General features: G+C 51.2%; 21 protein-coding genes and 1 pseudogene. 10 read left to right on the top strand and 12 right to left on the bottom strand.

The genetic code is table 11. The features are described 5' to 3' along the window. The first annotated feature begins 7 nt into the window (after positions 1 to 7). Positions 8 to 847: an S-formylglutathione hydrolase gene (fghA, locus tag ACM5Q9_RS13705; RefSeq protein ID WP_418145294.1), complete on the top strand. Its 840-nt coding sequence runs from the start codon at positions 8 to 10 to the stop codon at positions 845 to 847. A gap of 143 nt (positions 848 to 990) precedes the next feature. Further along, the gene (rpoH, locus tag ACM5Q9_RS13700; protein WP_418145293.1) at positions 991 to 1,869 is read left to right on the top strand and encodes an RNA polymerase sigma factor RpoH; all 879 of its coding nucleotides are present in this window, start codon (positions 991 to 993) and stop codon (positions 1,867 to 1,869) included. 346 nt (positions 1,870 to 2,215) lie between these two features. On the opposite strand, the gene ACM5Q9_RS13695 is transcribed toward rpoH, so the two are convergent. The 6 genes from ACM5Q9_RS13695 to ACM5Q9_RS13670 all read right to left on the bottom strand — a co-directional run bounded on the left by ACM5Q9_RS13695 (position 2,216) and on the right by ACM5Q9_RS13670 (position 7,411). Then, positions 2,216 to 3,037, bottom strand: coding sequence for an OmpA family protein (locus ACM5Q9_RS13695; RefSeq protein WP_418145292.1), 822 nt, complete (start codon positions 3,035 to 3,037; stop codon positions 2,216 to 2,218). Between the two features lie 407 nt (positions 3,038 to 3,444). After that, on the bottom strand, positions 3,445 to 4,071 hold the full coding sequence (locus tag ACM5Q9_RS13690) for an SCO family protein (RefSeq protein ID WP_418145291.1): 627 nt from the start codon (positions 4,069 to 4,071) through the stop codon (positions 3,445 to 3,447). A 10-nt stretch (positions 4,072 to 4,081) separates the two neighbouring features. Then, positions 4,082 to 4,981 carry a heme o synthase gene (gene cyoE / locus ACM5Q9_RS13685; protein WP_418145290.1) on the bottom strand — a complete coding sequence of 300 codons (900 nt, stop codon included), beginning with the start codon at positions 4,979 to 4,981 and terminating at the stop codon, positions 4,082 to 4,084. Next, positions 4,978 to 5,994: a COX15/CtaA family protein gene (locus ACM5Q9_RS13680; RefSeq protein WP_418145289.1), complete on the bottom strand. Its 1,017-nt coding sequence runs from the start codon at positions 5,992 to 5,994 to the stop codon at positions 4,978 to 4,980. Before ACM5Q9_RS13680 ends, cyoE begins: the two co-directional genes overlap by 4 nt. A gap of 3 nt (positions 5,995 to 5,997) precedes the next feature. Then, positions 5,998 to 6,633, bottom strand: coding sequence for an SCO family protein (locus ACM5Q9_RS13675; RefSeq protein ID WP_418145288.1), 636 nt, complete (start codon positions 6,631 to 6,633; stop codon positions 5,998 to 6,000). Beyond that, positions 6,623 to 7,411: an SURF1 family protein gene (locus ACM5Q9_RS13670; RefSeq protein ID WP_418145287.1), complete on the bottom strand. Its 789-nt coding sequence runs from the start codon at positions 7,409 to 7,411 to the stop codon at positions 6,623 to 6,625. Before ACM5Q9_RS13670 ends, ACM5Q9_RS13675 begins: the two co-directional genes overlap by 11 nt. A 27-nt stretch (positions 7,412 to 7,438) precedes the next feature. Between ACM5Q9_RS13670 and ACM5Q9_RS13665 the strand changes: the two genes are divergently transcribed. Next, positions 7,439 to 7,642: a twin transmembrane helix small protein gene (locus ACM5Q9_RS13665; RefSeq protein ID WP_418145286.1), complete on the top strand. Its 204-nt coding sequence runs from the start codon at positions 7,439 to 7,441 to the stop codon at positions 7,640 to 7,642. Positions 7,643 to 7,711: 69 nt separating this feature from the next. On the opposite strand, the gene ACM5Q9_RS13660 is transcribed toward ACM5Q9_RS13665, so the two are convergent. From ACM5Q9_RS13660 to coxB, 5 genes and pseudogenes are all read right to left on the bottom strand, one after another. Beyond that, on the bottom strand, positions 7,712 to 8,587 hold the full coding sequence (locus ACM5Q9_RS13660; protein WP_418145285.1) for a cytochrome c oxidase subunit 3: 876 nt from the start codon (positions 8,585 to 8,587) through the stop codon (positions 7,712 to 7,714). A 36-nt stretch (positions 8,588 to 8,623) separates the two neighbouring features. Further along, positions 8,624 to 8,848: a DUF2970 domain-containing protein gene (locus tag ACM5Q9_RS13655; protein ID WP_418145284.1), complete on the bottom strand. Its 225-nt coding sequence runs from the start codon at positions 8,846 to 8,848 to the stop codon at positions 8,624 to 8,626. Positions 8,849 to 8,864: 16 nt separating this feature from the next. Beyond that, a complete protein-coding gene (locus tag ACM5Q9_RS13650; protein WP_418145283.1) occupies positions 8,865 to 8,972 on the bottom strand; it encodes a cytochrome oxidase small assembly protein in 108 nt (35 codons plus the stop codon). A 27-nt stretch (positions 8,973 to 8,999) separates the two neighbouring features. Continuing rightward, positions 9,000 to 10,595 (bottom strand): cytochrome c oxidase subunit I, encoded by a 1,596-nt coding sequence (ctaD, locus tag ACM5Q9_RS13645; RefSeq protein ID WP_418145282.1) that lies wholly within the window; start codon positions 10,593 to 10,595, stop codon positions 9,000 to 9,002. A gap of 94 nt (positions 10,596 to 10,689) precedes the next feature. After that, positions 10,690 to 11,490: pseudogene (gene coxB / locus ACM5Q9_RS13640) on the bottom strand (cytochrome c oxidase subunit II); the annotation flags it as partial. 219 nt (positions 11,491 to 11,709) lie between these two features. Between coxB and ACM5Q9_RS13635 the strand changes: the two are divergent. The 6 genes from ACM5Q9_RS13635 (at position 11,710) to ACM5Q9_RS13610 (ending at position 18,070) form a co-directional block, all read left to right on the top strand. After that, positions 11,710 to 12,525 carry an NUDIX hydrolase gene (locus ACM5Q9_RS13635; RefSeq protein ID WP_418145281.1) on the top strand — a complete coding sequence of 272 codons (816 nt, stop codon included), beginning with the start codon at positions 11,710 to 11,712 and terminating at the stop codon, positions 12,523 to 12,525. A gap of 19 nt (positions 12,526 to 12,544) precedes the next feature. Then, positions 12,545 to 13,180 carry a PhaM family polyhydroxyalkanoate granule multifunctional regulatory protein gene (locus ACM5Q9_RS13630; protein WP_418145280.1) on the top strand — a complete coding sequence of 212 codons (636 nt, stop codon included), beginning with the start codon at positions 12,545 to 12,547 and terminating at the stop codon, positions 13,178 to 13,180. A gap of 98 nt (positions 13,181 to 13,278) precedes the next feature. Then, complete coding sequence (gene glmU, locus ACM5Q9_RS13625; RefSeq protein WP_418145279.1) at positions 13,279 to 14,655, top strand: bifunctional UDP-N-acetylglucosamine diphosphorylase/glucosamine-1-phosphate N-acetyltransferase GlmU; 1,377 nt, start codon at positions 13,279 to 13,281, stop codon at positions 14,653 to 14,655. After that, positions 14,652 to 16,052, top strand: a complete 1,401-nt coding sequence (locus tag ACM5Q9_RS13620) for an MFS transporter (protein WP_418145278.1) — start codon at positions 14,652 to 14,654, stop codon at positions 16,050 to 16,052. Before glmU ends, ACM5Q9_RS13620 begins: the two co-directional genes overlap by 4 nt. 8 nt (positions 16,053 to 16,060) lie before the next feature. After that, the gene (locus ACM5Q9_RS13615) at positions 16,061 to 16,849 is read left to right on the top strand and encodes a glycosyltransferase family 2 protein (protein ID WP_418145277.1); all 789 of its coding nucleotides are present in this window, start codon (positions 16,061 to 16,063) and stop codon (positions 16,847 to 16,849) included. 156 nt (positions 16,850 to 17,005) lie between these two features. Continuing rightward, complete coding sequence (locus ACM5Q9_RS13610; RefSeq protein ID WP_418145276.1) at positions 17,006 to 18,070, top strand: glycosyltransferase family 4 protein; 1,065 nt, start codon at positions 17,006 to 17,008, stop codon at positions 18,068 to 18,070. Here the strand turns inward: ACM5Q9_RS13610 and ACM5Q9_RS13605 are convergent. Further along, positions 18,057 to 18,521: an Lrp/AsnC family transcriptional regulator gene (locus tag ACM5Q9_RS13605; RefSeq protein ID WP_418145275.1), complete on the bottom strand. Its 465-nt coding sequence runs from the start codon at positions 18,519 to 18,521 to the stop codon at positions 18,057 to 18,059. The two genes, ACM5Q9_RS13610 and ACM5Q9_RS13605, sit on opposite strands and share 14 nt — an antisense overlap. A 170-nt stretch (positions 18,522 to 18,691) precedes the next feature. Between ACM5Q9_RS13605 and glmS the strand changes: the two genes are divergently transcribed. Continuing rightward, positions 18,692 to 20,524, top strand: a complete 1,833-nt coding sequence (glmS, locus tag ACM5Q9_RS13600) for a glutamine--fructose-6-phosphate transaminase (isomerizing) (protein ID WP_418145274.1) — start codon at positions 18,692 to 18,694, stop codon at positions 20,522 to 20,524. Positions 20,525 to 20,692: the final 168 nt, after the last annotated feature.

Raw genomic sequence — 20,692 nt, 5'->3', positions numbered from 1 at the left:
CAACGACATGAATCTTGAAATAATCAGTGAACATGCCTGTTTTGACGGAGTACAGCGCTTTTACCGGCACCAGTCCAATGAGATCGGTCTTCCCATGCGTTTTTCCGTATTCATCCCACCCCAGGCTAAAAATGGCCCCCTTCCCGCCCTGTTTTATCTGGCAGGCCTGACCTGCACTGAAGAAACATTCATGACCAAAGGAGCCGCCCAGCGTTATGCGGCAGAACATGGCATTATGCTGATTGCCCCCGACACCAGCCCAAGAGGAGCCGGCATAGAAGGCGAAGACGAGCATTGGGATTTTGGGACCGGTGCCGGTTTTTATCTGGATGCAACCGAACCCGGCTGGAACCGGAACTACCGGATGTACAGCTACATTACCCAGGAACTTTATGCGATTGCCGAAAAACTGGGTGCAGCCAAAGACCGTATTGGCATCTTTGGACACTCGATGGGCGGCCATGGCGCACTGGTGCTAGCCCTGAAAAATCCCCAGCTGTTCAAATCCGTCTCTGCTTTTGCACCGGTTGCCGCACCGGTTAAATGTCCATGGGGACAAAAGGCCTTTTCCGGTTATTTAGGTAACGACCAGACACAATGGGAAGCTTACGATGCCTCCTGCCTGATGCAAAACCTGCACAATCCGTTCCCCCATGGCATTCTGGTGGATCAGGGCCTGAAAGACAGCTTCCTGCAAGAGCAGCTCTATCCTGATGTGTTCGAAGCGGCATGTCAACAGGCTAACCAGCCACTGGTCCTGCGCCGGCACGAGCATTATGACCACGGTTATTATTTTATTTCCACCTTCATGGAAGACCATATCCGCTTTCATGCCGAGCGCCTTTAAACATAAACCATAACGCTGAAAAGCGTAAAAACCGGATTGAATCAGGAACTTTTTCCTGATTTCGAGATCTTATTAGCACTCTTTCAAATTGAGTGCTAATATATAGAACGAAAATATTATTTCAACGGAGTCAAACAAAACTTATGTCAAATCAAGCGCTTACACTGTCAAATTCCAATGTAGCCATGGCCATCTCCAATCCCGGAGCATTGGGCACCATAGAGGCATACATTAGCGCAGTGAACCGTTTACCAATCCTGTCCGCAGAACAGGAGAAGAATTTGGCTGAGCAACTACAAAAAGAAGGTAACCTGGACGCGGCTCGTGACCTGATCATGTCTCACTTGCGCCTGGTGGTTTCCATTTCCCGCCAATATCTGGGTTATGGCCTGCCACATGCAGACCTTATTCAGGAAGGCAATATTGGCCTGATGAAAGCGGTCAAGCGTTTTGATGTTTCCCGTGGCGTCCGCCTGGTTTCCTTTGCCGTTCATTGGATCAAGGCGGAAATCCATGAATACATCATCCGCAACTGGCGCATGGTCAAAATTGCCACCACCAAGGCCCAACGCAAGCTGTTTTTCAATTTGCGCAGCATGCGGCCCGATGGCCAGACCCTTGACCCGGAACACATTGAAGGCATTGCCGCAAAACTGAATGTGCGCCCAGAAGATGTCAGCGAAATGGAAGTCCGTCTTTCAGGCCGCGACATGTCGTTTGAATCACAAACCGACGATGATGAAGACTTCGCCCCCATTTCTTACCTGTCAGACGAGGGCGATCACGAACCCACTACCGTGATTGAAAAACATGCTTACGATACCCTGCAAAGTTCAGGTATTTCCCAGGCGCTTACCTTGCTTGATGACCGCGCACGCCGCATTATTGAAGCCCGCTGGCTACAAGATGAAGGCGGTGCCACCTTGCATGACCTGGCTGCCGAATTTGGCGTATCGGCCGAACGAATCCGACAAATTGAAGCAGCATCGCTGAAAAAAATGCGCAAGGCACTTAGCGAATAATTTTTGCTATTCGGCTCTGCACACACCTGCACAAGGCGTCATTTCCGCATAAGGGAATGACGCTTTTTTGATAACATTTTATTGATCAGGCTGCACAGTTACCCGCCGAAACAATTCAGCCGAAAATTTATTGAACTACTGCCGGGAAAGAAAGACTAACTATTATGGACCCTGGCAATATCTGCGCAATGCAGGCTTGGGTCTGACATCCGTTTCGGCTTCTCCTCTTTCCCCTCCCTTTGAGACGGATGATTTAAGCACTTCATGACATGAAGTGCTTTTTTTTGCGCTATCTTTTTATGAGTGGATGCAGGGCTGGCAGACCAGGCCTGCACCCGATATGAACCTAACCCTGGTTTTCTTCAAGATTAACCAGCACTTCAACCCTGCGATTGGGAGCCAGACAACTGATCAGTTCCTGGCGATTGCCAATACCTTCACACTGAACCAGCGGCTGCAACTCACCCTGCCCTTGTACGGTAATCAGGGAAGAAGGCACACCGTTGGATATCAAATACCCGGCTACGCTGCTGGCCCGCCTTTCTGACAAGCGCTGATTATAAGCTTCAGGGCCCAGACGATCGGTATGGCCAACAATAACCACCGATTTGACACCAGGCTGGTTTCGAATTTCCTGGCTTAGGGCCTCCAGGCGCAACTTGCCCCGCTGCTGCAAATCGTTAAGGCCTGCACCATTAAAAGCAAACAATCCGTCAGCCTCTAGAGTCACTTTTCTGGCTTGCTCGGCTACTTTTTCCAGGGGCTCTGTTGTGCAAACGTCATCAGGACCTACCGGTTTCCAGTAAAAGCTGCGAGCCAGCATATCCTTGTCAAACAATATCTTGTATTGGCAGGAGGACACATTATTGGTGCCTTTGCCGGGGGTATTCAGGTAAAACAGGAAATCCCATTCACGCGGCGCAAAGCCTTCTGAAAAATGAGGACGACCCAGCAAATAATAAAGCTGGTCTTTGGTAATACCAGAACGAACCAGGGCAAGATTTTCAGGGTTAGGGACAATTCCCCTTCCATTATCATAAGTAATATTGCGGATTTCTGGAAACACCGGATTATCAGTTGTGCCGTCGGGCATGACATTGCTTAGTGACCCGCAGGCAGCCAGGGAAGCGCCTGCCAATGCTGTCACAATTACTCTGGGGAAATTCATCTTACTCCAACCAATTTTGTCCAAAACAAATTCAGGCCAAGAATTCGTTTCATATTTATAAAAACCGCTTGCCATGAACGATCAAACTCATACCGCCTGTTATTAAATCAAACGCAAGCCGGGCAGCCAAGAAAGAAAGCCAATCATTCAATTAAATGCCTGCATTTTAATCATTAACGGTAAATCGCTGTTTTAAATAAACAACATACAGCTTAATAAATAACATTTAAATAACAAATGAAAATATTAAGATACAAATTAAGAATTATATATGCCCAATGACCTCATCTTCCAATTATCGTGGCCGCCCCCTGAGCAAATCCAACCCCGCATGCTCAATACCTTCAGCTGAAAACACACATCCGGCTTAAAAGCCGGATGTGTAAATGAAACAAGGCACAATCAAATCAAAACAAGCTTCTGATATCCTTTTCCATATCTTCCAAAGGTGTGCCCGGCTTGAAAAGAATGCGGGATTCACCATTTTTATCCAGGACATACAAGCTGGAGCTGTGCTCCATTGAATATGAACCGTTGGTATGGGCCACTTTCTTGTAAAACGCCTTGAATGACTTGGCCAATTGCGCGATTTGCTCCGGGGTACCGGTAATAGCATTGAACCGCTCATCGAATGCGGAAACATAAGCCTTGAGCAATTCTGGCGTATCACGTTCAGGATCTATGCTAACCATGACCACTTGTACTTGCCCTGCCTCTTCAGGGGTGAACCTTGCCATCAGCTGCGACAATTCAGCCATGGCCGTGGGACATACATCAGGACATTGCGTAAAACCGAAAAACACGACCACAACCTTGTTTTTGTAATCTTCAAAGGAGGCTGGCTTGCCATCCTGATTGATGCCGCTGACATTTTTACCGAAACCGGTGCCAGTAATATCCGAGCCGATAAAAGACAATGACTGGGCATTCGCCACATCAAGCATTTCCTGCTTGCAGGCAGACAAACCGAATGCCATGGAAAATACCAATCCCAGACTGACTGCCAGCTTTCTGGCCTTATATGATTTTTTCATTACTAAACACCTACAATTGCATCAGAATCATAATCCAGTGATCTACCAGCAATGCACCAAACAACAGCGCAAGATAAAGAATCGAAAACCGGAACGTTTTCCGGGCAAGTTCATCGCTATAGGCCTTATACAGGCTGAATGCATGCTTGATAAACCAGGCTCCCAAAAACAGGGCCGCGGCCAGATAAAACAGTCCGCTCATGCGAATAATAAAAGGCATTAGCGTAATCACCACCAGCATGAAGGTATACAACAGGATATGCAAGCGGGTAAAAGCATTGCCATGCGTTATTGGCAACATGGGCAAACCGGACTTTTGGTAATCATGGCTGCGATACAGGGCCAGCGCCCAGAAATGCGGGGGGGTCCAGGCAAAGATGATCAGCACCAGCAACCACGCTTCAGCCGGAACCGAACCTGCCACGGCAGCCCAGCCCAACGCTGGCGGCATCGCACCCGACAAACCACCAATGACTATATTCTGGGGGGTAAGCGGTTTTAATACAATAGTATAGATCAAGGCATAGCCAATAAATGTCGCAAAAGTCAGCCACATGGTCAGGGGATTGACGAACCAATACAGCACCAGCATGCCCAGCCCACCCACCATGCCCGACATCAGCACCACCTGGAGTGAGGTAATCGTGCCCTGTGCCGTTGCGCGGCGCCGGGTTCTTAACATGCGGGCGTCAATCTCCTGCTCGATCAGGCAATTGATGGCAAACGCGGCCGCAGCCAACAGCCATATGCCAAGCGTGCCTGCCACAATCACGCTGGCCGGCGGCAGCCCGTTTGACGCCAGGAACATGCCAATCACGGCACAAAAAACAGCCAACTGGGTTACGCGGGGCTTGGTGAGTACCCAGTACTGTTGAAAAAAACGGGTTTGTGCAGTCAAGGCTATCGTCATGGCAATACCTTATAGTCAGTTCCTGCACGATTCAATCGTACAAGTATCGTTACTGCCGCAATAACCAAACCTGCGGCACCACCATTATGCAAAACGGCAATCAGTAATGGCCATTGGAAAAATATCGTGGTCAGTCCGGTTAAAACCTGAATCAATAATAGCAAAATCAGCCATTGCGCGGGAGCGCGTAAACCCTGCTCTTTACGCAGGCGCAAGGCAATGGCAAACAAAAACACAAAGACAAAAATCGCAAAATTCCGGTGCGCCCAGTGAATGGCCGTCAGGGCCTGCTGCGAAATGATTTCCCCAGTGGCCGATTCACCCAGGCCACGAACAATTGAATATCCCCCGGCAAAATCCATCTCAGGTACCCACTGCCCATGGCACGTGGGAAAATCCATGCATGCCAGCGCGGCATAATTGGTGCTGACCCAGCCTCCAAGCACAATTTGCACAAACAGGATAACCAGGCCAAACCACATCCAGGGCCGGAAAACCGCCAGACAGCCAGGAATAGAATCATGCGCTTTTTCACGCGCGGCAAGCCAGCTCATGAGCGCCAAAAGCAGCATGCCACCCAATAAATGAGCGGTTACGATGGCTGGCATCAATTTGTGCGTCACCGTCCAGGCTCCAAAAGCGCCCTGCAGGCAAACCGCAACCAGGCACAAAGTGGCAAGCCCTGCCGGCCTGCCAATCTGCCGACGGTAACGCCATGCCATGAACACAATTGCAATAATCAGCATGCCCAGCACGCTACCCCAGTACCTGTGAATCATTTCGATCCAGGCTTTTGACATGGAAACCGGCCCATATGGCTGCTGCACCAGCGCATCGGCAATCTGTCCCGAGGCGCCAAACGGCGTGAGCTTGCCATAGCAGCCCGGCCAATCCGGGCAACCCAGGCCGGAATCGGTAAGCCGGACGAAAGCGCCAAACATGATCAGGTCCAGGGTAAAAAACCAGGTCAGGAAAACAAGCCGGCGATAAACGGAACGCACCCGGGTTGCCATGGCTTATCCAATCACGGAAACATGCAACAGCTTGGCAATATCATTCCGAAAGCGGACGGGATCGGTTTCCTGGCCTGGGTAATACATGATCAAATTGCCAAGCGGATCAATAATCCACAGGTATTTATCCATTTCCTGCTCCAGTCCCGCTACATCCACCCTTACGTCGGGACCCAGTAAAAAAGCGCTCAGCACTACCGGGTCAGCCCGCAGCATGAGGGTGCCTTTATAGGCATCAAGTACCTTCTGGGGAATGGTTTCATTATCAGTCACAAACCAGACACGTACCAGGCGCTCAACATTCTTGCCCTGGCTGGCATGGGCATTACGTGTGTAATGCAGCTTGGTGGCGCAGGAATCGGGGCAGGCACCGCCATCGGTGCTAACCAGCACCCAACGACCTTTCAGGGACTCCAGGTCAAACGGGCTGCCATCAAGACTGCTTAACGGCAGCTCGGCTGCCGATGGCATGGTGCGCTGTGGCGTAACGAATGAGCCGTAATTGGTCGCCCCCGCAGGCCTTAAACCAGGCACATAGTAAAGCAGGACAGCGGCCACCACAGGAATAATGCAACTTAGCAGAATCAGGTACAAAGGCGCCAGGGACCGTTTTTTTGTTGCCAATACATCACCCTTCATTTTTACTCCTTGGTTTTCCATATCGCATCATCCTGTATCCTACAAATAGCAGGGCAAGCAGCGCTATCAGGGCAAACCCAAACCATTGCATGGCATAGCCCGTATTCTTGTGATGATCGACAGGCGGCGTTGCCCATTCCCGTACCAGCCCGTCATTAATCACACCGGTTTGCTGGACCACGACCGGCAAATAAACCAGTCCGCTTGCCTGTGCCAGCGCTGGCAAATCAAGATTTTGTACTTCTGGCAAGCCCGGCCCGGGCAAAGGCAGGCGGGCAGGCAATTGCGCCAGTTTTTCCCCCGTCAAAGACCTGAGTTCAAACAGGCGTGGCACATGTTCCAACAACTGTCCGCTAATGGTGACGGTTTCTGCAGGAACCGGGAAATCGGGAACCGGGACGGGCGCAAGACGACGCTCAAACCAGCCGCGCAACACCAGGACGGCCTTATGATTGGGCGCATGATCCAGCAACAGGGGGGTTGCCAGCCAATACCCTGGCCTGCCAAGGTAATTGCGGTTCAGCAACACACTAAACTGCGGTTGCCACACCCCTGTCACGGTTACCGTTCGCCATTCACGCAATTCAGTTTCAGGTGTATTATTTTGCAATGACAAAGAGGACAGCTGTTGCCCGTTTTCGATCGCGACCTGAATGGCCCGTCGTTCATCGGCACGCTGCAATTGCCATCGACCCAATAAAATAAAAATCACGACCAGCATGGCCAAAAGCGCTAATGCCAGCCAGTACTTTTTCTTTAAGGGTTGACGGTTTTTCATTCGGTATTTCCCATCGGGGTGTCCATCATGCATGTATTCATCGGGGTAGCGTTTCTGGCCATTATCGCCAGCCTGGCAGTTGCTTTTTTCTATTTGATGCGTGACAAGGGCTCCAGCAACAAAACCGTCAACGCCCTGACCCTGCGCATTGGTCTTTCAATTGCCCTGCTGGTCTTTGTCCTGTTTGCCAACTACATGGGCTGGATTCACAGCACCGGTTTCAGGCCCTAGCCAACACATGGCCACCTTAACGGCAAAAGGCCGGTACAAACCGGCCCTTATTGCACGGTGGCCGATCCCTCAGAACCAATACACAAACAGGTAAAGCCCAAGCCAGACCACATCAACAAAATGCCAGTACCAGGCAGCACCCTCAAAACCAAAGTGATGTTCAGCGGTAAAATGCCCCCGGATCAGGCGCAACAAAATAATCGTCAGGATAGTGGCCCCCAGCAACACGTGAAAACCGTGAAATCCGGTTAGCATGAAAAACAAAGAGCCATAAATTCCTGAATCAAACCGCAGGTTCAGGTCTGAGTAGGCATGCGTATATTCAACAGCCTGAAAATACAGGAAAGTAAAGCCCAGGACGACCGTCAGCAAGAGCCAGAAAATGCTGCTGCCCCGCTTGCTGGCCCGCAAAGCATGATGGGAAATGGTGAGTGTCAGCCCGGACGTCAGCAATAAGATCGTATTGATGGTAGGCAACCAGAAAGGCCCAATGGTTTCAAAATGCGACACAATCCCTGCGGGCCCGAAATTGGGCCATTGCCCCGAAAAACCCGGCCACAACATCAGACGGTGATCCTGATTGCTCAGCCAGGGAGTAGTGACTTCACGGGCATACCAAAGCGCACCAAAAAAAGCCGCAAAGAACATGACTTCGGAAAAAATAAACCAGCCCATGCCCCAGCGATAAGAAGCATCAATGCGCTGGCTGTTAAGCCCGCTCTCGGACTCCCGGATGGCATCGCCAAACCAGAAAAAAAGCATGATAAACAATGCCAGCAAACCAACCATGAAAACCCAGTTGCCGTAGGGAACATGGTTAATCCAGGCCACTGCCCCAACCAGCATGATAAAAATCGCCACACTGGTTCTGACCGGATGGCCCGAAAATGAAGGCACATAATAATATGGCGCCTCCTTCCCGTTAACGGAGTGACTTGCACCCATAGCTTTCTCCTTTGGTACAAATACGTTCTATTGAAATCAGGCCAGCCCTGAAATGGCCCAGCGCGCAACCATTACCAATATAAAAACAAAAACAAGCACTCCGATGATACCGGCAAGAATAATATGGACCGGATTGAGCTTTGAAATGTCCTCCTGATAACTCGCACCTTTGCGAATGCCCAGGAAGGCCCATAATATGGCCTTCAAGGTCTGGAAAAAATTCAATTTCCGCTGTGCCAGTTCTTTGATATCGTCACTCATTCCATTTGCCCTTTGATCAGACAATCTTCAGGCCTTTGCCTATTGTCCAGAGGAACAGGACCACCACCACTGCTGCCAGGATGAGGCCTGCCCTTATGTTTCTGCTACGTTGCTCGGGTGTCATTGTTTATACCTGTAAATGAAAACCGGTTTACTTCACTTCCGGTGGTGTCTCGAAAGTATGGAACGGCAAGGGTGAAGGCAATGTCCACTCAAGACCCTCGGCACCTTCCCATACCTGTGCGGTTGCTCTCTGCCCCTTGCCACGGTATGCCTTAATCACGATATACAGGAACAGCAACTGTGAAAACCCGAACCAGAAAGCCCCTATCGTGGCGATCTGGTGGAAATCGGTAAACTGCGTTGCATAATCCACATAACGGCGCGGCATGCCGGCCAGCCCCAAAAAGTGCATCGGAAAGAAAGTAATGTTGAAAGAAATCATGGTTGACCAGAAATGAATCTTGCCCAGCTTCTCGTCATACATATAGCCCGTCCACTTTGGCAACCAGTAATAAGTGCCTGAAAACAGCGCAAACAGGGAACCTGCCACCAACACATAATGGAAGTGCGCCACCACGTAATAGGTATCGTGCACGGCAATATCAATCGGGGCCACCGCTACAATCAGCCCGGTAAAACCGCCAATGGTGAACACGAAAATAAAACCGATTGAAAACAGCATAGGGGTTTCAAAAGACAAGGACCCGCGCCACATGGTGGCAACCCAGTTGAATACTTTCACCCCGGTCGGAATGGAAATCAACATGGTGGCATACATGAAATACAACTGCCCGGTAACCGGCATACCCGTAGCAAACATATGGTGCGCCCACACAATGAATGACAGGATGGCAATTGCCGAGGTGGCGTACACCATGGAGGCATAGCCAAACAATTTCTTGCGCGAGAAGGTGGGAATCACGGCGGAAACAATGCCAAATGCCGGCAGAATCATGATGTAGACTTCAGGATGCCCGAAGAACCAGAACACGTGCTGGTACAGCACCGGATCACCCCCGGCAGCCGCATTGAAAAACCCGGTCCCAAAATGACGATCGGTCAAGAGCATGGTTACCGCAGCAGCCAGCACAGGCATCACGGCAATCAGCAGGTAAGCGGTAATCAACCAGGTCCAGCAGAACAGCGGCATTTTCATCAGGGTCATGCCCGGTGCACGCATATTCAGCACCGTTACAATAATATTGATCGCCCCCATGATGGAAGAAGCACCCAGGATATGAATGGCAAAAATGGCCATATCCATGCCTGGCCCCATTTGCAGCGACAGGGGTGCGTACATGGTCCAGCCAGCCGCATTGGCGCCGCCAGGCACAAAGAATGAGGCGGTCAACAAAATGCCACCCACCGGCAGCAACCAGAAACTGAAATTGTTCATGCGGGCAAAAGCCATGTCCGAGGCACCAATCTGCAAAGGAATCATGTAGTTGGCAAAACCCACCAGCGCCGGCATGATGGCCCCGAAAATCATGATCAGGCCATGCATGGTGGTGAACTGGTTGAACAGGTCAGGCTGGAAGAACTGGACGCCCGGCTCAAAAAGCTCAATCCGTATCAACAGTGCCAGGGTACCGCCTTCCATCAAGGAAACAAACGAGAAGATCAGGTACATCAACCCGATATCTTTATGGTTGGTGGCAAATAGCCACCGACGCCAACCGCTGGGCTTGGCATTGTGATCATCGTGAACGTGATCCTGGGCGTGACCGACTGCTACGCTAGTCATACTGTCCTCCTTACCTGCATAGTCCCCGTCTATGACGGTGACCGGTTAAATGAGTCTCTGAATAAATCCTGGGCTGTTATTTGGAAGCGAGCGTTTTTTGTTCTTTGGACCAGGTCGCAAAATCCTCTTCGGACACGACACGAACGACAATCGGCATGAAAGCATGATTTTGCCCACATAGCTCGGCACATTGCCCGCGAAACGTTCCGGTCTGGTCGGCCCGGAACCACGTATCACGCAAAAAGCCCGGAATGGCATCCTGCTTGACCCCCAGCTCTGGCACATACCATGAATGAATAACATCAGAAGCGGTCAGGACCAGCCGTACCTTTTTACCGACAGGCACCACCATTTCACGGTCCACTTCCATCAGATAAGTAATTGATTTTTCGGCATTACCCATGATTTGGTCGACAGGCGTTGACAGATTCGAGAGGAAGTTGACCCCTTTGGCGGAACCATCAAGATACTCATACCCCCATTTCCACTGGTACCCGGTTGCCTTGATCGTTAAATCGGCGCTGGACGTGTCTTTCATCGCGACTACCGTTTTAGTCGCCGGCAACGCCATGGCAATCACAATAATGAAAGGAATAACAGTCCAGGCCACTTCCACACCCAAATGTTCGTGAAAGCTAGACGCCTTGTGGCCCTTTGATTTTCGGTGGGCCCAGATGGAATAGAACATGACACCGAACACACCGATAAAAATCACCGTACAGATGATGAGCATCATCCAGTGCAACCAGTAAATATCCGCGGCAATTTCGGTCACCCCCGGGTGCAGGTTAACCTGCGCTACCTGGGGTCCTCCTGGCATGTCTCCTGTTTGGGCATATGCCGATGTACTGCCAATAACTGCGGTAATGCCTAGCAACCCTCTCAACTTTTTCATGTTGACCTCTTGCGGTTGCACCCAAATATCATTTTTTATTACTATCTACTACGCTGAATATTCAGGTACAGATTTATTATTTAGTGGCACAAATTTTCTACAATGCATTGATATACATCATAGTGCATTCATTTAACCATATAAACACAAATTAAAGTTACTGTATCCAAAGCATAAAGGCTACAATCGTTGCATGTTTGATACGTAACCCATACTCATTTGAAGCAATTAACTGAACTTTATCAAGGGCTCCAGCAGGAAATACAGGAATTCCCTCATAGACATTCCCTTCCTTTGCTTATTGCCGGAAAACCGGCAGGCTTCATCACCGCCCAGGCACAGGAAGCCTTGCGTAATCACCCGCAAGTCCGCCACACCACAAACGAATTCCATATTGCAGGTCCGGGAATTTCCCGGCCTGAATTGGACATGCTGCTAGCCAGTATTGCCACCTGCCTTTACCAAGCCAACTGTGCCAGGGCATGGCGTAATGAACTGCTGAACGTTTATGCCGAAGGACAGGTTATTGGCGTCATAGAACGGGCAGCCATGCGTCCCCTTGGCCTGTTGACCCGTGCCGTGCATTTAAATGCCTGGACCCCGGACCTGAAGCTTTACCTGGCAAAACGCGCACTCACCAAAGCGACCGACCCCGGCATGTGGGATACCCTGGTCGGTGGCCTAGCCAACGGCATTGAAGATCTCGAGCAAGCCCTTTTGCGTGAAAGTGATGAAGAGGCCGGACTGGAAGCAGCCGATTTGCAAATCCGCACGCCATTACGTACCATTTTGCAAATGCACCGCCGCTTGCCCGAAGGCTATCAGGTTGAGGATATCATGGTAAGTGACTGCATTATCCTGCCGGAAACCCAACCTGCCAACCGTGACGGTGAAGTCTCTGAAATCAGGATATTTGAACAGGAAGAAGTGCTTGATATGATTACCCGCAGGGTCATCACGATTGAAGCGGCCATTGTTATTCTTGAAGGACTGATAAACCAGTCCGCCAGACAACTGTTGCACCAACTGCCTTAATTCACCAAGGAGACCACTCATGAGTTCACAAAACACCAACCCTTTTGTTCTTCCCGGCTTTGGACAGGATGGCATCGCGGCAGGCAATCCCCTGATCAGCAGCATGGAAATGATGGGCAAGGCATGGCAGGCGTTTGCCCAAACCGGTACCCCTTCCGCTTTCCCCATGGCAGGCACCTCGCTTAACCCCGAAGAACTGGATAAACGCATCCAGGAACTGAAAACCGTGGAAAACTGGTTGAAACTTAACCTATCTATGCTTTCCAGCACGATCCAGGGCATGGAAATCCAGCGCGCCAGCATCGCCACCATGCATTCATTTGTCAGCGCGGTTGCCGAACAGCATAAAGGCCAGGCCACGCTTGACGAAGTGCTTGGCTTAAAGCCAAAGGCGGCAGAAGAAACAGCGGCCAGCCAACAGGAAAGCGCTTCCTCCGGCAGTGATGCACTCAGCTCCGCCGCCACGGCCTGGTGGAATATGCTGCAAAACCAGTTCAACCAGCTAGCCCAGGCAACCGCCGCCACCATGCAGACAGGCACCGAACCCACCGCTGAAACCAACCCCGACGCAAGCACTCAGCCAGCGGCTACCGCCGCCAAAACCAGCTCACGCAAAACCGCCGCCAGAAAAACCACAACCCCTGCAAAAAAATGATCCAGCACACCAGAAACCACCCTTCCCAGCTGTGGTTTCCGGTTAAAGTAAGCAATAATTCGGTACTCATTACTCATCACGCATAAGCACACAATACTATGTCACTCAATATCGTCATTCTTGCCGCCGGCATGGGCAAACGCATGCAGTCGGACCTACCCAAAGTTTTACATACCCTGGCCGGCAAACCCATGTTGGCGCATGTCATAGAAAGTGCCATGCAACTGGATCCAGCCCGTATTACCGTTGTCGTGGGCCATGGCGCCGAAAAAGTCAAAGCCGGTTTTGCCCATATACCCGGCATTGAATTTGCACTTCAGCAACCCCAGTTTGGCACCGGCCACGCCGTTCAACAGGCAGTTCCTTTCCTGGTAGGTGGCGACACCCCTGAAGATACCACGCTTGTCCTGTATGGCGATGTACCGCTAGTTCAGGCACAAACCCTGCAACGCCTGCTGCAAGCCCGCGAACAAGGTGTGGCCGTCTTGACAGAAACCCTGGCAGACCCAAGTGGCTACGGCCGTATTATTCGCAACCCGGCAGGCAACGTGATCCGGATCGTTGAGCACAAGGATGCCTGCGATGCAGAACGTACGGTTAATGAAGTCAATACCGGTATCCTTGCCGCCCCCACCGGTTTATTAAAAAACTGGCTTGGCCGCATTGACAACAACAATGCCCAGGGCGAATACTATCTTACCGATGTGGTGGCTCTGGCGGTACAGGATGGCGTAACGGTCAGTGCTGCCCAACCCGATTACCCATGGGAAACACTGGGCGTCAACAGTCGCGTTCAACAAGCCCAACTGGAACGGGCATGGCAGGCCGAGCAGGCTAAACGCCTCCTGGAAGCCGGAGTCACCCTGGCCGATCCGGCCCGCTTCGATTTGCGTGGCGCGCTGACATGCGGTCGGGATGTGTTCATTGACGTCGGTTGCGTTTTTGAAGGCAAGGTAGAACTTGCCGACGGCGTAAGGATTGGCCCGCATTGCGTATTGCGTGATGTCAAGCTGGGCGCAGGCACCCGGGTTGAGGCTTTCAGCCACCTGCAGGAAGCCGAAGCGGCAGAACAAACCGTGATTGGCCCTTATGCACGCCTGCGCCCGGGCACCCAATTAGGCGCACACTCACATGTAGGCAACTTTGTTGAACTGAAGAAAACCACCTTGGGTGCCAACAGCAAGGCCAACCATCTTAGCTATCTGGGTGATGCCCAAATCGGGCAACGCGTTAATATTGGTGCAGGCACCATTACCTGCAACTACGATGGCGTCAACAAATTCCAAACCATTATCGAAGATGACGCCTTCATTGGCTCCGACACTCAACTGGTGGCACCGGTCACCGTTCATAAAGGCGCAACCCTGGCTGCCGGCACCACACTGGTCAAGGCCGCTCCTGCAGATACCCTTACCTTAACCACCAAAAAACAGGAAAGCAGGCAAAACTGGAAACGTCCCGATAAAAAAGCATGAATGCAACCAAGCCGGTAACACCGGCCTCCTCCTCCTTGACGCCGAAACCAGGCGGTTTGCCCACACCAGACCGTTATTGGGCCGCACTCGGCGTGTTGCTTGCGATCAGCATTACCGTTCTTGATTCAGGCATTGCCAATATTGCCCTGCCCACCATCGCCAATGATTTGGGCATTCTGCCATCCACGTCAATATGGATTGTAAATGCCTATACCATTACCATCATTGCCACGCTGTTACCCTTTTCAGCGATTGCCGAGCGCATCGGTTTTACCTTGATGTACCGGATCGGAATCTCTATCTTCATTGCAGGTGCCATTGTTTGCTCAATGGCAGACTCCCTGGGCCTGTTGTTGCTGGGCAGAATCATACAAGGCATGGGCTCATCTTCTGTCATGTGCCTGTTTGGTGGCCTGGTGCGCAATATTTACCCACCGCATAAACTGGCAGCCGGTATCAGCCTGAATGCCATGACGGTGGGCTTGATGGCAGTCTTAAGCCCTTCAATCGGGGCCTTTATCATCACTATTGCACCATGGAAGTGGATTTTTATTTTTACCATTCCATTTTGCTTCGTGGCCCTGTATGCAGCTCGTTTTTTACCGCGTATCCCTAAAATCTCGGCGCCTTTCGACTACATCAGTGCGCTTCTGAACATGCTTGCTTTTGGTTTGTTTATCTGGGCACTTGATGAATCGGGAAACAAACCGGGTATTGCCGCTATCGGCTTGTTACTGTCCCTGTTTTTTGCCGTTTTACTGATCCGGCGCTCGGCACCACAAACTGCGCCACTGGTACCCATTGACCTGTTCCGCATTCCGACGTTCAGCTATGCCATTATGGTATCTGCCCTGACTTTCATGTCTGCCACCGGTGCCATGCTGGCACTGCCGTTTTACTTTCAAAATGTCCTTGGGCTACCCTTGGCAACAGTAGGCATCATGTTCAGCACCTGGCCCATTGGCAGTATTGTTATTGCCCCTCTGGCGGCCCGTCTTTCCTCACACTTTCCCGCTTCATTGCTCTCAGGAATCGGGGCTGCCATCATGTTTGCGGGCCTGGGCGGTTTGCTTTTATTACCCAATCCAAGTCCACTGACCCTGATCAGCCTGTGCATGTTCCTGGCCGGAATGGGCTTCGGTTTTTTCCAGACACCCAATAACAAAGCCATGCTACTATCCACACCCATCCACCGCAGCAGTGCCACCGGTGGTGCACAAGCAACTACCCGACTCTTTGGGCAGGGCGTTGGTGGTGCAATAGTCGCCTTGTGTTTTTCCATCAGCCAGAATGAAGGGGCCATTTATGCGCTGGCCGCATCGGTTGTCATTACCGTCATCGCTGTTCTTATCAACCTAATACGTTATTTCAAAAAACTGGATACCGCCGTTATTTGAATGCCCTCATGACCTCTCAGAAAACCACCCTGGCTGTTGCCATGATCGTCAAGAACGAAGCCCGCATGCTGGCTGCCTGCCTGGATTCGGTCAAGGATATTGCCGATGAAATCATCATTCTTGACTCGGGCAGTACCGATGACACCGAAGCGATTGCCCGCCGTTATACCGACAAATTTTATGTCAATGCCAATTGGCCGGGCTTTGGCCGCCAGCGCCAGATTGCCCAGCAATACGTTACTGCCGACTGGATCTTGTGGATTGATGCCGATGAACAGGTCACGCCCGAGCTGGCAGCCAGCATCCGGGCAGTACTCGCCAACCCGCCTGAAAACACCATTTTTGAAGTGGCCCGCCTAAGCTGGGCCTTTGGCCAGTTCATTCATCACAGCGGCTGGTATCCCGGCTATGTCGAGCGCTTTTACCCCACTGCCCTGACCCGTTTTGATGATGCGCTGGTTCATGAAAATGTCATGCTGCCAGCCGGTGCAAAGGTTAAACAGCTCAAGGGCGACATGCTACATTACACCTATAACAATCTACACGAATATCTGGTTAAATCAGCCAACTACGCCGAAGCCTGGGCCGAGCAGCGTTTCCGCAAGGGCAAGCAAAACAGCCTGGCCTCGGTCCTGATCCATTCAATTGGCCGTTTTTTCAGGACTTACTTTATCAAGCGCGGCTTTCTGGATGGCAAGGCCGGCCTGCTGCTTGCCGTCCTGTCAGTGCAGTCCGTATTTAACAAGCATGCCATTTTATGGCTGAAAAACCGGGAAAAAGACAAAACCGGCAGCTAATAAACACATCAAGCGGTACCTGCCGATGTCATCGCCCTTTGACCCTTTTGCAATCAAAAACCTGCTTTCCGGAAAGTGCCATACACCGTCCCGTCATGACGACATCCGGCATGGTTTCAGGCAGAATAAAATGCTTACTCACCCCAAGTTATTGACATGAAAATACTACAAATGAATTTTGAAAAAGGCTGGCGTGGCGGTGAGCGCCAGACCTTGTTCAGCATGCAGGAATTCCGCAAGGCGGGGCATGAAGTCGCCTTGCTGACTCGCGCGAACAATGAGCTTGCCAAACAGGCCATTGCCGAAGGCTTCACGGTTTACACACGGCAAAAAGCCTGGCAACAGCTGCCCTTCCTGATACGTCACGGCAAACAGTTCGATATCATTCATTCGCAAACTGCCAATACGCTTACCTGGGCAGTTTTGGCCAAACTCTTTTCGCCTGCCAAAGTTGTCTTTACGCGTAGAACGGCGTTTCCCATTGCGGCCAAAAAAGAACGCATGACCCGATTCAAATGGAAAAAAGCCGATTTATTCGTTTCTATTGCCCAGGCAGCTGCCCAAGAGCCCCGCAGGCTTGGCATTGAAACCATTATTATTCCCAGCGCGATTCAGCCTCGCCCCGTCAATTCACAACGGGCCAACACCCTGCGCCTTGAACTTAATCCTGACAACCGCATCATACTGGGCACCGCAGCCGCCCTTACCAAAGAAAAAGACCCCCTCACCCTGATTCGGGCGATTGCACATTTACACAAGCAACGCCAGGATTTCATCTTCATTCACTTTGGTGCCGATGGTGACCAAACCCTTGCGGCCAAAGCATTAATCACGGAACTGCATCTGGAAAACACCTATCTGCTGGCTGGCTTTCACGAACAGGTTGAAGATTACTATAGCCTGCTGAAAGTTTTTGTCATGAGCAGCCGTCATGAAGCACTGGGCAGCAGCGTTCTGGATGCTTTCCTGCAACACGTACCGGTGGTGTCCACCAACGCAGGTGGCCTAAAAGAAGTGCTTGCCGATGGCCGTGGCATACTTTGCGACATTGGCGATGACAAAGCACTGGCCAAAGGCATTGATACCTTACTGAACCACCCTGAAGACGCCCGGATCATGACGGAAAAAGCCTACGCCTACGTGATGGACGAACATAATGTGCAAAAAATGGGGCAACGCTACCTGCAGGCTTACGAAAAACTGCTTGCTACAAGTCATTGACATACGTTTCAAACTTGCTACGGTTAACCGAAAAAAACGAGCGCACATTACGCACGTTTTTACGTGCCGTGAACAAACGATGGACCAGTTCATGATAGGCCTGCATGTCTGCCACCTGAATCACCAGGATAAAATCCGGGCCTGTTGAAACGCGGTAGCATTGCAACACCGCCGTTTCTTCATTGACCTCTTTCTCAAAAGCCGTATTGGCTTCCGCCGTCTGGACATCCAGGGTTACCTCAACAATGGCTGTCAGGGTGCTGGCTATTTTTTGTGGGTCAATAATGGCCACCTGCTTCTGGATCACGCCACTTTCATGCAAACTGCGCACCCGCCGCAAACAGGTAGGGGCAGAGGCATGGACTTTTTCCGCCAGCTCTTGATTCGTTATGGAGCTGTCTTTTTGCAGCTGCTGCAATATGCGCCTGTCCAGTTCATCCAGTTCTGACATAACACCTCCTTTTTTTTGAAATTTAATTCCATTTTTATATATTAAATGGAATAATATTAATATTCACCAATTATATGAAATATCCTTTTATTAATATATCAATTTAGAAATTTAATTTCTTTCATTACGGTGCAAAATACAGTTTTTACTTATCCGAACGGAGTGTTCACATGTGTGGGATCGTAGGTGCTGTTGCGCAAAGAGATATTACCCCTGTCTTGGTTGAAGGCCTCAAGCGCCTCGAATACCGTGGCTATGACTCATGCGGTATTGCCCTGCATATTAATGGCCAGTTGCGGCGCACCCGCAGCACACAACGCGTGGCTGAGCTGGAAACACAAATCAAGCAAGACAATCTAAGCGGCTTTACCGGCATTGCCCACACCCGCTGGGCCACCCACGGCGCCCCAGCCACCCACAATGCACACCCCCATTTCTCGGGCCAGGACAAAGGCGAACCGCGCATTGCCCTGGTGCACAACGGCATTATTGAAAACCACGATGAACTGCGTGAAGAACTGAAAGCCCTTGGCTACACCTTTGAAAGCCAGACCGACACCGAAGTAATTGCGCACCTGATTAACCACCTGTATAACGGTGATCTTTTTGAAACCCTACAGCAGGCCGTGAAACGTCTTACCGGTGCCTATGCCCTGGCCATTTTCTGCCGTGATGAGCCGCACCGCATCGTGGGAGCACGCCAGGGTTCACCCCTTATCGTGGGCATTGGCAACCATGAAAACTTCCTGGCATCGGATGCCCTGGCACTGGCCGGCACCACCGACCAGATCATTTACCTGGAAGACGGTGATGTGATAGACCTGCAACTATCCAAAGTATGGATTGTTGATGCCAATGGCAAACCCGTTGAGCGCAAGGTACATACGGTTCAGGCCCATACCGGTGCAGCCGAACTGGGCCCTTACCGCCATTACATGCAAAAAGAAATTTTTGAGCAGCCACGTGCGGTGGGTGATACCCTGCAAGATATCGACAGCATCACCCCTGAACTGTTCGGCAACCAGGCCTACCGGATTTTCAGTGAGATCGACAATGTCTTGATTCTTGCCTGCGGCACCAGCTCTTACGCCGGAATGACGGCCAAATACTGGATTGAATCGATTGCCAAAATTCCAGTCAATGTGGAAATTGCCAGCGAATACCGCTACCGCGATAGCGTCCCCAACCCCAAAACCCTGGTGGTCACGATTTCCCAATCCGGTGAAACCGCCGATACGCTGGCAGCCCTGAAACATGCCCGTTCACTGGGCATGGAACACACGCTTACCATCTGCAACGTACAAACCAGCGCCATGGTTCGTGAGTGCAAGCTTAATTTCATTACCCGTGCCGGGGTGGAAATTGGCGTTGCGTCGACCAAGGCCTTTACCACCCAGCTGGTTGGCCTGTTCCTGCTCACCTTGGCACTGGCCCAGGTCAAGGGCCGCATTAGCGAAGAAAAAGAAGCCGATTACCTGAAACAGCTTCGTCACCTGCCCACCGCCATCAGTGCCGTACTGGCCCTTGAACCGCAAATCATGGGCTGGGCCGACCGCTTCGCCCGCAAAGAGAATGCCCTGTTCCTGGGCCGTGGCATGCATTACCCGATTGCCCTGGAAGGTGCTTTAAAATTAAAAGAAATCAGTTATATTCACGCCGAAGCATACCCTGCCGGTGAACTGAAACACGGGCCGCTGGCCCTGGTAACCGAGCATATGCCGGTGGTAACCATTGCACCCAAAGACGAACTGCTTGAAAAACTGAAGTCCAACATGCAGGAAGTACGGGCCCGGGGCGGCGAACTTTATGTGTTTGCCGACAATGATTCCAAAATTGCCGCCAGTGAAGGCATGCATGTTATTCGCATGCCAGAGCACTATGGAAAGCTGTCGCCCATTTTGCATACCATTCCGCTGCAGCTGCTGTCTTACCATACCGCTTGTGCGCGGGGCACGGATGTGGACAAGCCACGGAATTTGGCCAAGAGCGTGACGGTGGAGTAAGCCGGGTTCTGTAAACACACATTGACATGGCCGCATTAGCGGCCATTATATTTTTACTCGGATACAGCGGGCGCCCAATTATGTGGCTACAGTTCATCAATCCGATTTTTCTCGTTCCCACGCGGGAGCGTTTGGAACGAGTTTGTGTATGCTGGCTGGTTGCTGCGA

The organism is Advenella sp. RU8, assembly GCF_048381675.1.
In the GTDB taxonomy this organism is placed as follows: domain Bacteria; phylum Pseudomonadota; class Gammaproteobacteria; order Burkholderiales; family Burkholderiaceae_B; genus Advenella.
The sequence above is the reverse complement of the archived record's forward strand: the minus strand, read 5'-3'. Positions and strand labels throughout refer to the sequence as shown.